This window comes from Dolichospermum circinale AWQC131C, from assembly GCF_000426905.1.
Lineage (GTDB): Bacteria > Cyanobacteriota > Cyanobacteriia > Cyanobacteriales > Nostocaceae > Dolichospermum > Dolichospermum circinale.
Map to the genome: position 1 here is coordinate 1 of NZ_KE384659.1, position 16,159 is coordinate 16,159.

The 16,159-nt window shown below is 35.5% G+C and carries 17 protein-coding genes; 5 read left to right on the plus strand and 12 right to left on the minus strand.

Features of this window, described 5'->3' with window-relative positions:
• Positions 1–651: 651 nt before the first annotated feature.
• The gene (locus ACIR131C_RS0120700) at positions 652–2,502 is read right to left on the minus strand and encodes a serine/threonine protein kinase (protein WP_028091693.1); all 1,851 of its coding nucleotides are present in this window, start codon (positions 2,500–2,502) and stop codon (positions 652–654) included.
• 165 nt (positions 2,503–2,667) lie between these two features.
• Between ACIR131C_RS0120700 and ACIR131C_RS0120705 the strand changes: the two genes are divergently transcribed.
• The gene (locus tag ACIR131C_RS0120705; RefSeq protein WP_028091694.1) at positions 2,668–3,162 is read left to right on the plus strand and encodes a hypothetical protein; all 495 of its coding nucleotides are present in this window, start codon (positions 2,668–2,670) and stop codon (positions 3,160–3,162) included.
• Positions 3,163–3,350: 188 nt separating this feature from the next.
• Here the strand turns inward: ACIR131C_RS0120705 and ACIR131C_RS0120710 are convergent, their stop codons facing one another.
• The 3 genes from ACIR131C_RS0120710 to ACIR131C_RS0120720 are packed head-to-tail and all read right to left on the minus strand — an operon-like array spanning position 3,351 to position 4,696.
• Positions 3,351–3,629 (minus strand): hypothetical protein, encoded by a 279-nt coding sequence (locus ACIR131C_RS0120710; RefSeq protein WP_028091695.1) that lies wholly within the window; start codon positions 3,627–3,629, stop codon positions 3,351–3,353.
• An 8-nt stretch (positions 3,630–3,637) separates the two neighbouring features.
• On the minus strand, positions 3,638–4,084 hold the full coding sequence (locus ACIR131C_RS0120715; RefSeq protein WP_028091696.1) for a VOC family protein: 447 nt from the start codon (positions 4,082–4,084) through the stop codon (positions 3,638–3,640).
• 18 nt (positions 4,085–4,102) lie between these two features.
• Positions 4,103–4,696, minus strand: a complete 594-nt coding sequence (locus ACIR131C_RS0120720; protein WP_028091697.1) for a Uma2 family endonuclease — start codon at positions 4,694–4,696, stop codon at positions 4,103–4,105.
• 397 nt (positions 4,697–5,093) lie between these two features.
• On the opposite strand from ACIR131C_RS0120720, the gene ACIR131C_RS0120725 reads away from it, so the two are divergent.
• Positions 5,094–6,407, plus strand: coding sequence for a site-specific DNA-methyltransferase (locus ACIR131C_RS0120725; RefSeq protein WP_028091698.1), 1,314 nt, complete (start codon positions 5,094–5,096; stop codon positions 6,405–6,407).
• Here the strand turns inward: ACIR131C_RS0120725 and ACIR131C_RS0120730 are convergent.
• From ACIR131C_RS0120730 to ACIR131C_RS0120745, 4 genes are all read right to left on the minus strand, one after another.
• A complete protein-coding gene (locus tag ACIR131C_RS0120730; protein WP_028091699.1) occupies positions 6,382–7,242 on the minus strand; it encodes a hypothetical protein in 861 nt (286 codons plus the stop codon). The two genes, ACIR131C_RS0120725 and ACIR131C_RS0120730, sit on opposite strands and share 26 nt — an antisense overlap.
• 214 nt (positions 7,243–7,456) lie before the next feature.
• Positions 7,457–8,476 carry an aldo/keto reductase gene (locus tag ACIR131C_RS0120735; RefSeq protein ID WP_028091700.1) on the minus strand — a complete coding sequence of 340 codons (1,020 nt, stop codon included), beginning with the start codon at positions 8,474–8,476 and terminating at the stop codon, positions 7,457–7,459.
• A 13-nt stretch (positions 8,477–8,489) separates the two neighbouring features.
• Entirely contained in the window at positions 8,490–8,816 is a 327-nt protein-coding gene (gene petJ / locus ACIR131C_RS0120740) for a cytochrome c6 PetJ (protein ID WP_155963216.1), read from the minus strand.
• Between the two features lie 17 nt (positions 8,817–8,833).
• The gene (locus tag ACIR131C_RS0120745; protein WP_028091702.1) at positions 8,834–9,058 is read right to left on the minus strand and encodes a hypothetical protein; all 225 of its coding nucleotides are present in this window, start codon (positions 9,056–9,058) and stop codon (positions 8,834–8,836) included.
• A gap of 295 nt (positions 9,059–9,353) precedes the next feature.
• On the opposite strand from ACIR131C_RS0120745, the gene ACIR131C_RS0120750 reads away from it, so the two are divergent.
• On the plus strand, positions 9,354–10,130 hold the full coding sequence (locus tag ACIR131C_RS0120750; protein ID WP_028091703.1) for a hypothetical protein: 777 nt from the start codon (positions 9,354–9,356) through the stop codon (positions 10,128–10,130).
• A 462-nt stretch (positions 10,131–10,592) separates the two neighbouring features.
• Here ACIR131C_RS0120750 and ACIR131C_RS0120755 read toward each other — a convergent pair whose 3' ends face one another.
• From ACIR131C_RS0120755 to ACIR131C_RS0120770, 4 genes are all read right to left on the minus strand, one after another.
• Entirely contained in the window at positions 10,593–10,784 is a 192-nt protein-coding gene (locus ACIR131C_RS0120755; protein ID WP_028091704.1) for a YqaE/Pmp3 family membrane protein, read from the minus strand.
• A 27-nt stretch (positions 10,785–10,811) separates the two neighbouring features.
• Positions 10,812–11,180 carry a phage holin family protein gene (locus ACIR131C_RS0120760; protein WP_028091705.1) on the minus strand — a complete coding sequence of 123 codons (369 nt, stop codon included), beginning with the start codon at positions 11,178–11,180 and terminating at the stop codon, positions 10,812–10,814.
• A gap of 155 nt (positions 11,181–11,335) precedes the next feature.
• Positions 11,336–11,665: a 2Fe-2S iron-sulfur cluster-binding protein gene (locus tag ACIR131C_RS0120765; protein WP_028091706.1), complete on the minus strand. Its 330-nt coding sequence runs from the start codon at positions 11,663–11,665 to the stop codon at positions 11,336–11,338.
• 44 nt (positions 11,666–11,709) lie between these two features.
• Positions 11,710–13,869: a Tex family protein gene (locus ACIR131C_RS0120770; protein WP_028091707.1), complete on the minus strand. Its 2,160-nt coding sequence runs from the start codon at positions 13,867–13,869 to the stop codon at positions 11,710–11,712.
• 264 nt (positions 13,870–14,133) lie between these two features.
• On the opposite strand from ACIR131C_RS0120770, the gene ACIR131C_RS0120775 reads away from it, so the two are divergent.
• Together ACIR131C_RS0120775 and ACIR131C_RS0120780 are read left to right on the plus strand one after the other, a co-directional pair.
• Entirely contained in the window at positions 14,134–14,346 is a 213-nt protein-coding gene (locus tag ACIR131C_RS0120775) for a hypothetical protein (protein ID WP_028091708.1), read from the plus strand.
• A 307-nt stretch (positions 14,347–14,653) separates the two neighbouring features.
• A complete protein-coding gene (locus ACIR131C_RS0120780; RefSeq protein ID WP_028091709.1) occupies positions 14,654–16,126 on the plus strand; it encodes a TldD/PmbA family protein in 1,473 nt (490 codons plus the stop codon).
• Positions 16,127–16,159: the final 33 nt, after the last annotated feature.

Sequence of the window (16,159 nt, forward strand, 5' to 3'; positions counted from 1 at the left end):
ACCTTCTCTCTTCAATCTTATACTCTTTTTGTCTCATTCTTAAGTTAAACTACTATAATTAAGATTTCTGAAAGAACCGAGCAAGTTTTAAAATGTGCGACGTTCCCTGAAAAAAATTCTATAGGCTCTGTTGATTTTTATTGTCCTCCTAACTATAAACCTGACAGTCCCAGTAAATTAGAAATTTCAGGTAAAATTAATGGCTGGACTAAAAAGGGTGAAGTTGAATCTTTTAAACTTTTAGGAGAAGACAAGAAAATTTATGAATTAATTATACCAGAAAAGATTTTTAATCAAATACCTGATGCTCCTAATCCTATTTCCATACAAGGTAAAAATGTCAAGATTATTAATGTTGTACCCCAAAAACAAGGACAGATAAACCAATTAAAAATTACTGAACCTAGTCAATTTATTGTAATTCAGGATAACCAATCTTTTAATGATTCTATAGAATAAAAATACCAAGTTAAACAAATTGCAGATGGTGATAAAATCAGGGTTATGAGAGTCAGATTTGCTTGTATAGACACCACTGAAACACCTAAGTTTAATGCTGAGAAAAATATTAATAACCCTGGTGACAAGAATCAGTGTTAGTGCTTCTAAATAACTAAATCAACAGGGGATGTTAGTTGTAGATACAGGATTTTAAACCCCATTCTTTGGTGTTTCTGAAGGATTTGGTTTATGTTCTTTAGGTAATGCTTGTTTAGCGACATTTTCAGCAGCTTGTTTAAACATTGGTTCTATTTTATCCCGCCAATATTTAATATTAGGCAGCTTTTCTGGTTGGTTTCGATAAGCTAAAACCTCGTCCCATTTACCATTATCAATTGCCTTATTAATATCATTAGCTAAAGCTTCTGCTTTTGCCCAATCACTTTGCCATTGATTGACAGTATCAACGGTTTGTTTAATACTAGAAACAGCATTTCCCGATGTTGACTTGAGCAGAGAAATTGCTCCTTGTAAATCTCCTGATTCAAGCTTTTCTCTGGCTTTATCTACCGTTTTCACCTGATCTTGAGTAGCGGGTAAAGAAGGCTTTAAAGAAGGCTTTGCTGTGGGATTTACCACCACAGATTTTGCCGGAACTGAAGGAATTGGCCGGGATGTAATTAAAGGAATATCATCTACAGTTTGTATAGCCAAACCTTGGTCACGACGGCAAGAAATCCAGCTTTCACGATTAGAAATGACATCAGAATGGGCCCAGACCAACCTGCCAGAAGAAAGTTTAAGTTCTACCCAACCTCGCTTTGTCTGCTTACCCGTCACCTCAAACTCACTGGCCACACCCAAAGTTTTCAAAATATTATCAGAATTGATAGCGCTGGGTTCAGAACGAATATTAGAATCAGCCGTAACTACAGCCAAGCATTTACTTATTAATTTGCTATTTTCTCCCGTCCAATTAACAGTTAAATTTTTAAAATTGGGATATATATTTGTAAATAAAGCCGCGACACCACCCGCTAGTAATATACCAATTAATAAAGGTAAAGGATCGGGTTTATTGGTATCTTGGGGAAAAGATTGTTCAGGAAGAGATGAAGAAGGAATATGATTAGCGGGAGAAACCGCCATTGTTTTTTGTGTCAATCTTGAAGATATAACTTGAGGAGATTGATAAATAATCTTAGGAGCTAGGGAGGTTTGGGAAAATTCTGGGATGATATTCACCAATTCTTGACAAGCTTGTAAAGCCTCCGTTGCTGTTTGATAGCGTTCTTTGAAGTGGTAACGCACCATCTTTGTTAAAATGGCTACTAAATCAGAATTAACAGGTATTAAATGCTGCCAGTTAATTTCCCCTGTATCTGGGTCATCTTGTAATTGGGTAATAGATACTCCTGTTAATGCTTGAATAGCGATAATTCCCAAAGCGTAAAGGTCACTATTAGGACGGGGTTTACCTTGACCTTGTTCCGTAGGCATATATCCAGGAGTACCAATAGCTACAGTAGCAGTTTTTTGTCCACCTACTGTCACCAGGGGTGAACGTAATTGTTTAACTGCACCAAAGTCCACTAAAACTAATTTATAATCAGCGGCGCGGCGAATGATATTATCTGGCTTAATGTCGCGGTGAATTACACCTTCTTGGTGAACAAACTCTAAAATCTGCAAAATTTCCAACAACATTTGTATGACTTGGGCTTCACTCCAAGGCTGTCCGGGGATAAGTTCTTCCTGGAGGGTGTGGCCGTCAATAAATTCTTGGACTAGAAAAAATTCTTGATTTTCGTCAAAATAAGCTAAAAGTCTGGGGATTTGGTCATGATTACTCAATTTTTCTAAAGTTTCTGCTTCGCTGTGAAATAGCCGTTTAGCAGTAGTAAAGATATTAGAGTCAGAATTGGCAGGTTTCAAGTGCTTAACCACGCAGATGGGATTGCCTGGCCTTCTGGTATCCTGGGCAATATAGGTTTGACCAAATCCTCCCGTGGCCAAAATGCGAATGACTTGGTAGCGATGATCTAGCAATTTACCTATCATAATTTCCCTCCCCAGCTTTATAAGCTAATTTTACCCATAGTAGTCAATATCTCCCAATTTCCTCCCCTGAGATCAGGTATCTTGAGAAAAGATTTAAATTAAAAGTACAATTCTTTCATCAAACAAAATCCTTAATTTTACTATCAGTATCCCCATTGACTAGGAATGCTACCTAAAATCACTAATTATACCTCATGGCAGCAAGCTGAAATCTTGATGCAACCTGCTTTTATTCGTGTGATTGATAATATTCGTAAGCAGCTTGATACATCCAATTGGCAAGGGACTTACCAAGATGTACTGACCTGGCCTGCTAACACAAGTGATGAAACAAAGTCTTTAGTAACTGAGTTGGTGCGGGAAATGGAAACCGCAACACCAACACAAGTAGAGGAAATTAAAGAAACTCTTGCTAGTTTGCCAATGCCTTATCCAGGATATCATTTACTTTTGGAAAATCAACAGGAACGAGTAAATATAGACTTATGGGATTTGTGTTATCAAATATGTTTTCTCAATTATAGTCCAGAGCGGGGGGCAGTTGATATTGATCCCAACTTAATTGACGAATATGGTGATGTAGAATGGCAAAATTTAGAAAATAAAACTCAGCAGTTAGTTAAACAGCTATTCGCTAGTTTACCAGCCAACCCAGACTAAATTTAAGAGGTTGTTTGGAAAGTCCTTAGTTTACAGAAAAACCCCTCTGGTCAACATCTCCCCCACGGGGGGAGAGGCTTTAAAAACCCCATTACAGTCACAAAAGTTTTTCCTTTTACCCTCTCTTCCTCAGAAATATGGAAATTATAGTAAAATCAAATACTTGTATAGCGGGCTGTAATAATTAACTAGGACTGAGGAATGAAGCTGGTTGTTTTGGTGGTGCTATCCCAAACAATCCAGTTAATACTATTATCTAAATTATCGGCATTATTGGTAACTCTAAAATAGAACTTTTCTCCGTTTTTAAACTGGACAGCAAAATCAGCATTTTGGGCAAAAATAACTATAAAACCTCTATCCCGTAAACAATACATAGCCCAATTTTTTAAAGATTGTTTATGGGGTTCGTGGGGAATTGGTGGGTTAGTAATTACGTCGTTAAGAACTTTTAAAACTTTTTCCATGTTCGCATTTAATGAGGATCACAACGAATTTCAATCATAAACCCATCGGGGTCATAAAAATACAGCCCTCTACCTGTGGGACGGGAAACCGGACCATAAGCAATGACTAAATTATTATCTCTGATCACAGCAACGGCTTGATCAAATAATTCTGGAGCAATATCAAAGGCTAGATGATATGCTCTAGTAAAAGACTTGCTGGGATCTGGATCTGGTGGTAATAATTCTGGTTCTGCAAATAAGTCTATAATTGTGCCGTCAGGAGTGATGAAATTAGCGACTTTACCAGCATGGACAAGTTCTATTAATGTTTCTGGTATTTCGTCTCCTGTGAGTTCGTGTAAGCCTAAAATATGACCATAAAAATGGCGAGATGCTGCCATATTTTGGACGTTAAAAGCGATATGATGGACTTTGCGGAGGTAGCCATTGGGAATATTTTTTTGAGAAATCATGATCCCGAAATTTAGAATCTATGGATTTAAAATTATCTGCAAATTGAGAATAAAGCCTGGTAAAATATCTTCACCAGAAAGTCTGGGTGGGTTGTCAAAATCAAAATTTAAAACTTCTACATCTTTTCCGTAACGATAAATTTCTACCAAGGGTGTTTGTGGATCAATTAACCAACCTAAAAGCACCCCATTATTTTGATATTCTCGCATTTTAGTGCGTAATTTTTCTAAACTATCCGTTTCTGATCGCAATTCCACCACAAAATCAGGACAAAGGGGGGGAAACCGTTTTTTTTCTTCTTGACTTAAAGCATCCCAACGTGCTAGTTTTACCCAAGCTGCATCAGGACAGCGATATGCACCACTGGGTAGTTTAAATTCGGTGGAGGAGTCAAATACTTTACCTAATTTAGTTTGACGATTCCATAAACCTAAATCTGTACTTAAATTAGCATTTATAATTCCGCTTTCTCCACCTGTGGGGGGCATAATAATTAATTCTCCGGTTTGGGTAAGTTCTAATTGCCAAGGTTCGTTGGCAATGCAAAGTTGATAAAACTGCTCATCTGTTAAATTTACTGCGGGAGGTATGTTTAAAGTGAGGGTTTCCATAGGTTTTGCTTGAGGAGACTAGTTTTATTATCAGATAAAATTCAGAAAAATTTAGGCTAGGTGCTAAAATTGATCCTAATGGTAAAAATAGCGAGATGCTGCCATATTTTGGATATTAAAAGCGATATGATGGACTTTACGGAGGTAGCCATTGGGAATAGTTTTGTTAGTCATTTTTGATAGTTAGAGTGATGTTTGGGGGAAAGTTTGCGATTACTAGGTCGCGCAACGCTTAGGCTCATGTTCCTTTGCGTCTTTGCTCCTTAGCGACTACCCTATGCCTTCGGCACGCTCCGCGAGTGGGATCTCTACGAAAGATTGCGAGACACAAAAAAGCCATGTTGATCACAAAGTATCTTAATAGTATAATTATAAAAAAGTCAAAATTTTAAACAATATGGCAACGGGAATACCTAGTAAAAATGGACGTAATCACAAACAAAATACAACATCTTTCCGAATTGAATATGAAGGAAAAATGCCTGTAGAAGATATATTGAAAATTCAGGCAGCTAACTTAAATCATATAATTAGCGTTGAAGGATATCCTAGAAATCAATTAATATATGGCGATAATTTAAACGTTCTTCGCACATTATTAAATAATGAGAATGTTGCCGGAAAAATTAACTTAGTATACATTGATCCTCCATACTCCACAGGTAGCAGTTTTGAGTCTCGTAATAGCAATCATGCTTATCATGATCTCATGGAAGGTGCAGAATATTTAGAATTTTTGCGTCAACGTCTAATTTTAATCAGAGAAATTCTATCAGAAGCAGGTTCTATTTATCTACATTTAGATGAAAAAATGGCTTTTCCTATAAAAATTATCATGGATGAAATTTTTGGAGTTAAAAATTTTCGTAATTGGATTACGAGAAAAAAATGTAATCCTAAAAACTATACACGCAAACAATATGGTAATGTTGCTGATTTTATTCTTTTTTATACAAAAACAGATAATTATGTATGGAATCAACCTTTTGAAGCTTGGACAGAAGACTCGATTAAAAAAGAATATCAATATGTGGAAGAAGGAACAGGAAGACTATATAAAAAAGTTCCTATTCATGCTCCAGGGGTAAGAAAAGGAGCAAGTGGTCAACCTTGGAGGGGTATTTTACCACCTCCCGGTAAACATTGGCAATATACACCAGAAACATTAGATGAAATGGATGCAAGAGGGGAAATATATTGGTCTTCAACAGGTAATCCTAGACGAAAAGTATATTTAGATAATAGTCAGGGGATTTCAATTCAAGACATTTGGCTTGATTTTAAAGACGCTCACAATCAAAATATTAAAATCACTGGTTATCCAACGGAGAAAAATTCAGAGATGATCAAACGGATAATTATGGCTTCATCAAATCTAGGAGATATTGTTTTAGATGCCTTTGCGGGAAGTGGAACTACTCTAACTGTAGCTGAAGAATTAGGTAGAAAATGGATAGGTATTGATAATTCTCCATTATCTATTGATACTATAATTCAACGGTTAGTTAATGGTAGTGAAGTAATGGGTGATTTTGTTAATGGTAAAAATGATGGTTGTAAATATAAACAAATAAACTTAATTGACGTTAGTAGAATTTTAAAAACAGGCTTAGACTTGTATATTGAAGAATCAGAAAATTTAGAGTTAATTTCTGATCAAATCATCAAAAATTGGCATAGTAAACTTAACTATCTAACCAGCTTTGTGTAAATCTCTCGTCTAACATTTTCAAAGTACAAACCATCACTCTACTTTGTCCATATTTTTCTAAGTTAGCGTAATCATTCCACATAGAACCTAGAAGTAATCCAGGACCATCATTCAGCATCAATACTTTTAATGGTAAATTGTATGTCTTAGCATAACCCAAAATTTCTGTGATTTTATCTCGATTTCCTCCTATTCTATCATCTTCTTGAGAACCTCCTCTGTCGGAGTCATAACGAGCAAATCCAACTACTAATGGAGTACCATCTAAGCGAGAAATTAACATATCCGCAGGAATTTGAGATGGAAAGTTATTCAAAGCCTTATGCAACATGACATCTTTCCCCCCACGAACTGGTCCTTGGATAGAATAATTTTGGCTAAATACCTTGTTAAACCATAAGAAAAAACTTTCTGTTAAATCATACCCTTTTTCTCCTTTTCCCTTATGTTGAAAAAGAAGTGCCATGAGAATTTCATCAGGTATAGGACGGCTTTGCAAATTTTGTTTAACTTCCTCTATCGGACGAAATTTATCACTAAAGTTTATGATAATATTAGGAATGTCACCTTTCTTTTTAGTCATTTCAACTGATGTATCTGGAGAGACGTATCTACGAAAGATTCTGAGTAATTGAATTCGCAAAGAAGTAGGCTCTTTGGTGATAATTTCTAGTAATTCTGTGGAAGTTTGTGCTTTATCAACAAGTTCTATAAAGCGTATTTGTACTTTTTCATAAAGTATTTTAGCCTCATCTAAGTAATCTGGATAAAAAGGTGAATCAAATATAGTAATCCACTTAGATGCTGTTGATTTATAACTAGCAAATGTAGTCAAAATTATTTCCTTATTTTTATGATCAGTACAGGTTATTAATATAAACAATAGTGGTATTCTTGTCCATATCTTTCTCAAAAAAGTGATATTGGGGGGAAACTGTCCGATTTTTGCGGTGAAGTATGCGATAGTAGTGTTTAGATCCCCAACTTCTAATATAGATCTATAATATATTGACAATAATATCAAAGAAGTCGGGGATGTTATTATTCAATTATCGTCTATATTCATCTCCACAATCACCAATTAATTGATATAAATCCCGCGAATGTTGAGAAACTGCATCTATTTTCCCGATATCTTCTGCATCTAAATTGAAACCAAACACCCTAGCATTATCTGACAAATGTTCTGCAATTCCCAATTTAGCGCCGACAATTACACCCCCCACTGCTGGCTGATTTAAAATGTAATTTACAGCCACATTAGCAATACTCACTTGATGTTTATCAGCAATGGTTTTTAAGGTATTTAGTAACTCTTGAAATAGTCCCCAACCAGCCCAATTATCAATCATTTGTTTGTATTTTCTCAAGCTGGTGGTATTTATTTCTAAGCCTTTAGGTTCTGGTTTTTGCAAATATTTTTCTGATAACAAACCACCACAAATAGTACCATAGGTAAACAATTTAATATCATGTTCTTGACAAAAATTAACCATATTTACCTGTGGTCTTCTGTCTACGAGAGAAAACTGCACTTGATTAGAAACAATTTTGATTCCTGCTGCGGTAATAATTTGCAAATGTTCCGTATCAAAATTAGTTAAAGCTAAATGTTTGATTTTACCTTCTGTTTGCAATTCTACCATATATTTGAGAGCATCTAAATAATTAGGATCTCGATATTCCCACCAGTGAAACTGCATTAAATCCAATGATTTAACATTCATTCTTCTCAAAGAGATATCAATATTTTCCTCAACCAATTTTTTCGTCATTTTCCCAGGACGAGGAACCCATTTTGTAAAAGCCTGAATATTATTTACAGCTTCCTCTCCACGAGTTGCGATTAATTGACGACGAAACTCACCAATAAAGTCCTCTGCTGGTCCATAATGGTCTGCTAAATCCCAAGTGGTAAAACCAGAATCTACGTATTGAAACATGGAATCAATCGCAGTTTTAGGGTTAATGCGTCCATGTCCTCCCGAAACTTGCCACATTCCATTTAAAATTCGGCAAATTTTCAAATCCGGGGTAAATTGTAAATAGCTTTCTTGAGGTAAAATCATAGTTTTTATATTGTTATTTCCAGTTTTTTTCTGCTTGTTCCAAAACATAATTTGCAACTTGTTGAATTTCCGCTGTTGTCAATCTTTCTTTGTAAGCTGACATATTATTTTTACCATTGGTGACAATGGCTGTAATTGCTTCCAAAGAATCCATTTTATATCTTTTGAGTGCATTCTTTTTTAAACTTTTACCACGTCTAATGATGTTTTCTCCATGAATATGACAACCAGCACAATGGAAATCAAAAATTTCTGCACCTTGAGAAGTATTTAAGGCGTTAACTGGTGAAGTAGAATTAATTATCCACAAGCAAAAAGTGAATAATATCAATGTTAGCATTTTTGTTACCATTTTTTTCATAAAGATGCAAAATCTCCTGTAAAACCGACAAATTTTGTACATTCTTCTGCAAAAGCCTCGGCTTCGCTGATATCTTCAATTTTATAAGACATAATGCGTTTTCCGTCGGGCATTTTTTTAGAACCAATTAATTCACTTTTGTAATTTTCTGCTATTTTCTTAAATTCCACACCAGAAACTTTCCAAGATTGATCATCACAAGTGATATTTACTTGCCACATAATTTAAAATTTATTTATTGATCAATATTAATTATTTCATAAATTGGCAACATTTAACTAAGAAATCTGGTGAATAAAATTCCCGACTATACAGACAAAACCCACCTGGGTGGGTTAAAAATTTCTCATTCCTGAGTCCGTGTCGGCGGATTTTGCTTGTGTAGTAGCGACTTTTAGTCGTTGAATATACTACCTTGAGATAGATATGATTTTCTATCTTTAGGGAGTGTTAATAACAAAAATATTTTACCATACTGAATATAAGTATTGCGTGATATCTTCATTAAATATAGCCATGAATAAGAACATTAAAGAACAAATTCAATTAGATCTACGTCAAGCTAAAGAAACGGGACAATTAAAGTCCGAACGCATTCGAGAAATTGTCAAATCTGCTGTTTCTCAAGTCAGTTCTGAATTTCAAGAAGGTTCTCATGAACTGAGTAATTTAGTTAATGATGCTGTTTCTACTGTCATTGATAATTTACAAGAGAAAAGCAGTGAAGTTAAGGAAGGGGTAGTAGCTTCAATTGAAGGTGCTATGGAAGCGATAAATCTGAAAAAACACTCAAATATCGTTCAAACTCAGGCAGAAATAAAGCAGTTACAAGCAAAATTAGATCAAGAGGAAGAAAAACTACAAACTGAAATTGAAAGAATTTTTACAAAGATAGTAGAAACAAGTCAAGATAAATCTGTTGATACAAAAATTGCTATTAATTCAGCAATTAATTCTATTAAAGATAGTGAAGAAGTGGGATTATTAACAAAACGTTATGCACAATTACAAGCACAATTAGCAATTGTCCGAGCCAATTTATTTGCACGTTATAGCGGAAGCAATCAAGAAGTACAAGATTATTTGAATGAAGCAAAACAATGGTATGATAAATCCCATCCACAAGCTGAATCTATTACTTTACAAGTAAAGGAAAAATACTCACTGTTAGAACAGAAGTTAGCAGAAGCAGGTTCAGCAATAGCTAAACAAGAACGTCAATTAAAACAAACTTTGCGGGAGTTACTATTAGCCACGGCTGATTTATTTAAAGATAAAGATATTCGGGCTTAATATCCGCAATTTTGTTTTTTGAAAATTGTTTTTTGAAAATTTCTATATAAATGAGTAAATTAATTTTGATAATTTTTAATTTACTCATTATTTTTATTTATAACCTATTAACCTATTCTATTAGAGACTTGCAATTAAATTAAAAAATTAAAAAATTAATAAAATATCTTAACTTGTAGAGTGTGTTAGCTGTCTTCGTAACCCACCATTATGATTATGATTAATTTAATATTTTTATTATTTATTATACAGTGAATTTCATCTGAATGAGGTACAATTTTAGCGGGCAAGATGCCCGCACCACAAGATTTTATTAATATCTGTACCTCATAATATCGTACAATTTTAGCGGGCAAGATGCCCGCACCACAAGATTTTTATCATTAATATCTGTACCTCATATCTGTACCTCATGATATTGGAAACTGCTGTAAAGGTGCGTTGATAACGCACCCTACAAAATTAATAAGTACCTTCCTCTCTATTAATGTTTTCTTCATGCTTGACAATTACCCAAACTGCATGAATGCTACCAGGAAGCCAACCCAGGAGGGTAAGCAAAATATTAATTAACAAAGTTGGACCAAATCCAACTGTGAGGAAAACCCCCAAAGGAGGTAAAAATAAACCGAGAAGTATACGCAATAAGTTCATGGATATTTCCTATTTTTGAAATTGGGTTTATTGACTATCTTGTAACTGAAAACCTTTTTCTGCGAAGTATTTGCTGAGAAATGTATTCGCTAAAGACAGTATTACAGGACCGATAATAAAAGCAATAAATCCTTGGACTTGAAAACCTGGAACTAAAACTGATGCTAACCAAAAGCAAATTCCGTTGACAATTAAAGAAAAACCACCTAATGTAAGATATGTCAAGGGTAAAGATAAGATATTAATCATTGGTTTAATTCCACTATTAATTAAACCAATGACAACAGCAGCAATTAAAGCTGAGGGAAAGTTAGCAATATCTACTCCAGGAACAACTAAATCAACAATCAACAAACTTAAAGCTGTAGCGAGTGCGATGAAAAAATATCCCAACATTTTTACCTCTATAACAGCGATATCAGTGCTAACTACTATTTTTAAAGATAGATTAATATTTGACATCTTTACTTAGGTAGAATCTTGATCTATCTTAGGTTAGACGAAAAGAAAAGATCCCCGATTTCTTAAAGAAGTCAGGGATCTAAATCCCGTTAGGTTTGATTACTATAGTAAAGAGAAGATTTATATAAAACCTGTTCTTGATGAGTTTCTAATACACAATCAGATAAGGGATAACTGACACAGGTAACAACATAACCAGCTTGAATTTCCTGGAGACGCAGAAATTTTTGCTCACTTTGATCAATTTCTCCACTAATAAGTTTAGCAATACAAGCGGAACATTCTCCTTGTTTACAACCTGATGGTAAACGAATACCAACTTCTTCCGCTATGTCAATTATATATTGATCATCTGGTACTTGAATGGTGCGATTCAATTTTAGGTTAGGGTTGATGAGTTGAATTTGATAAATGGCCATACTAATTTAAGATTTTTTCAGTCATAGTCCCAGAGAGAATTAACTTATTGTTTGATTCCCTTCATTGATAAACTTATGCGTTTTAGTTTTTCGTTGATTTCTAAAACCTGTACTTTAACTACTTGTCCAACTTTAACAATTTTTTTGGGATCATCTACAAATTTATCAGCAAGTTGGGAAATATGCACTAAACCATCTTGATGTACACCAATATCAACGAAAGCACCGAAATTAGCAACATTGGTAATAATTCCTTCTAGTTCCATTCCTACGGTTAGATCTTTAATTTCTTTGATTCCTGCTTTAAAGGTAGCATATTTAAATTCAGCACGAGGATCTCTTCCTGGTTTTTCTAATTCCCTGAGAATATCCCGCAAGGTTGGTTCTCCAATGGTGTCGGTAATGTATTTTTTAATGTTGGCTTTTTTCAGGTTTTCCGCAATTTGTGTAACTTGATTTAAAGATAATCCTAAATCAGCAGCTATAGACTTTACTAAAGGGTAACTTTCTGGATGAACTGCGGTATTATCTAAGGGGTTTTCACTATCACGAATTTTTAAAAAACCTGCGGCTTGTTCAAAAGCCTTTGGTCCTAATTTTGCTACTTTTAAAAGTTGACGACGATTTGTAAATGCTCCATTTTCGTTGCGATAGGTGATAATATTATTGGCTATGGTTGGGGTAATTCCTGAAACAAATGTTAGCAGTTCTTTGGAAGCAGTATTCAAATCTACACCCACATAGTTAACGCAACTTTCTACGGTTTCATCTAATTTCTTTTTCAGTAATTTTTGATCAACGTCATGTTGATATTGTCCCACACCAATTGATTTAGGATCTATTTTAACTAGTTCTGCTAAAGGATCTTGTAATCTGCGACCAATACTAATTGCACCCCGCACGGTAATATCTAAATCAGGAAATTCTTCCCTTGCTACCTCACTAGCAGAATATATAGATGCACCAGATTCATTTACCATAACTTTAACTGGTTTATGGGCTATATTTGGTAATATTTCGGCGATAAATTCTTCTGTTTCCCGTGAGGCTGTACCGTTACCAATAGCTATTAATTGAATTTGGTATTTTTCCAGTAATTTTTTGATAGTTTGTGCCGCTTTTTGGCGTTGTTCTGCTGCTTGGTGGGGAAACACGGCTTGATATTCTAAGAATTTGCCAGTTTCATCTAAAATAGCTACTTTACAACCAGTTCTAAAGCCAGGATCTATGGCCATTGTCGGTTTCATTCCCGCTGGTGCTGATAATAGTAATTCTCGCAAATTGGTTTCAAAGGTTTTGATTGATTCTATGTCAGCATAGGTTTTTTTATCTTTGATAACTTCGCTAATTAATGAGGTTTTCATTAAGCGATTAAAACCATCTTTTAACATTCCTTGATAAAAGTCCCGAATGTTGCTAACTTTGGTTTTTATTTCTTGTGATTCTAAATAACCCAAAACAAAATCTTCATCAAAAGCAATTTCAAAATTGAGAATTTTTTCATCTTCTCCTCGACATAAAGCCAACATATTATGAGGAGCAATATTTTTGACTTTAATTTGATAATTTCGGTACATTTCAAATTTTGTCGTCCCTTGGGGATGTTCATCTTTGATATGAGAAATAAATACCCCATTTTCTAGGAAAAAATCCCGGATATATGCCCGTAATTCGGCTTTTTCTGCTACTTCTTCCGCTAAAATATCCGATGCACCTTTTAAAGCTTCATCTGCATTTTTTACTCCCAAAGTTTCGGAAATATATTTTGCTGCTTCTGCTTCTAATGATACAGAAATCCCATTTTTTACATTCACCGATTTAATGAATATTGCCAGAGGTTCTAAACCTTTTTCTCTAGCAATGGTAGCGCGGGTACGACGTTTAGGACGATAGGGTAAATATAAATCTTCCAGTTCAGTTTTTTGTAAACAAGATGCTATTTTTGTGTTTAGTTCTGGAGTAAGTTTATCTTGTTGAGCGATCGCATTCACAATTACTTTTTTTCTTTCTTCCAATTCTGTTAAGTAATTATATCTATCTTGCAAATCCCGTAATTGCATTTCATCCATTTCATCTGTTCGTTCTTTACGATAACGCGCAATAAAGGGAATTGTCGCCCCTTCGGCTAAAAGTTCCAGTGCATTTTGTACCTGGTGGGGTTTAAGTTTTAATTCACTTGCAAGCAGTTGAGAAATATTCAACATTTGTTATTTCAATTAAAGGATTTTCAGAAATTAATATTAGCATCAATAGATATTATTATATCACTTAACTCAGAATCGGGTTATCAGTCACGTCATTACTTTCATATCCCAAATCATCAGACCATTTGCAAATAGCTACACTATGGCTTAATATTGAATGTATTGCCATTTTCCCTTGGTTAAGTATAACATAAATAACGCTGCCGAAAATGGCGCAAATCTACTGGTATTAAACAGTAGTTCGTAGTTTCGAGGTGAGTTCAAATGCCTTTATTTTTCCTAATGACATTATCTATGGGTGTAATTACTGGCTATCTCTTCAAAAGAAATGATGATGAAATTACCAATATTGCTGGTGTTTTCACAGCCATCATTTTTCTTGTGAGTTTAATATTAGCGCCTTGGCAAATTCAGTTTGGTTTGTTGATATGTGTGGTCATTGTTAGTAACAAATTACTGAAAAAAAATTGGTTTTAAGTCAATTTTTTCAGGAACTTTTGCAAGTTAAATCTAATCTAATTAAGTCGGCAATTATCCACCCTCTGTCAAAGATAATTAGTCAGGTAAAAGAGGGTGTTGATAGTTGGATAAACAATATCATAAGCTTGTCAAGTTTCCTCAGTAGTCACCGAAAATGATGAAAGTATTAAATAAATTTATCTGCAAATGGCGGAAAACCCTACAGCCTAAATGCCAACAACGACTTTCATAGATTTGTTAGACTGAACACACCAGGATTATTTCAGTTACATCTTATAGATAACGCCAGCAGACGAGGCACTTCATGCTTACAAACACCCTACTTCTCTCGAATCAACTCCCCAGTTTACAATATTCATCCACCACAGAACGCTTCGATGACACTTGGGAAGCCCCCCTGGCAACCCTTTTAGGACTAGGACGCGCCGCTGGGGCAGATTTTGTGGAATACTTCCTAGAACGCCGCAACTACATCAGTTGTTTAGCGGAAGATGACACCATTACCAGCATTTCCCCCAGTTTAGCTACTGGTGCAGGAGTGCGCGTATTTCGCGGTAAAGCTGACTGCTACGTTAGCACCAATAACCTCACATTTGCGGGTTTAAAAGCAGCCTTAGAAAAAGCGCTTTCTATTTTGGGACTACAATTACCAGGTCCTAGTGGTTTCATTCCCGAAATCAACCTAGAATTACTCAGAGACTACGCCAGCAAACGCGGTAAAGACGCTTGGCTACCCTTATGTAGTTCTATCCGGGAAATGGGAGAAGTCCTCCTTGATGGTACAGCCCAACTGAACAAAAAAGCTACCCACGTCCAATCTCGCCGCGCTTCCTACTTCCGTGATTGGCAAGAAGTATTAGTTGCTGCCAGTGATGGTACATTTGCCCGTGATATTCGCCTTACCCAGTCCGTCGGCTTTAATCTGCTTTGTGCTGACGGTGCTAACCGTTCCTCCATTGCTGAACGGGCGGGTAATACCAGTGACGCTAACTTCCTGAGAACCTGGGATTATCAACAAGCCTCCGAACAAATCGCCGAATCTGCTGGTAAAATGCTGTACGCAGATTACGTAGAATCAGGAACTTACCCCATTATCATGGCCAATCATTTTGGCGGTGTAATTTTCCATGAAGCCTGTGGACACCTTTTAGAAACCACCCAAATTGAACGCAAAACCACACCATTTGCTGATAAAAAAGGTGAAAAAATCGCCCATGAAAGCCTGACTGCTTGGGACGAAGGACGGGCTGATAATGCCTTTGGGACTATTGACATGGACGATGAAGGAATGCCCGCTCAAAGAACATTATTAATTGAAAAAGGCATTCTCAAAAACTTCTTAGCTGATAGAACCGGTTCAGTGCGGACTGGACACCCCAGAACAGGTAGTGGCCGCCGTCAAAATTACACCTTTGCTGCTGCTAGTCGGATGCGAAATACATATATTGATTGTGGTGAACACACAACAGAAGACCTATTTGCCTCCGTTGATAAAGGCATTTATTGTAAGAAAATGGGAGGTGGAAGTGTCGGACCAACCGGTCAATTTAACTTTAGCGTTGATGAAGCTTACTTAATAGAAAATGGTAAAATCACTAAACCATTAAAAGGTGCTACCCTCATCGGTGAAGCTAAGGAAATTATGAATAAAATTTCCCTATGTTCTCAAGATTTAGAATTAGCTCCCGGCTTTTGTGGTTCTGTTAGTGGCAGTATTTATACAACTGTTGGACAACCCCATATTAAGGTTGATTCTATTACCGTTGGCGGAAGATAAAAACAACAGATAAAAATCATCAGATGAAAAACA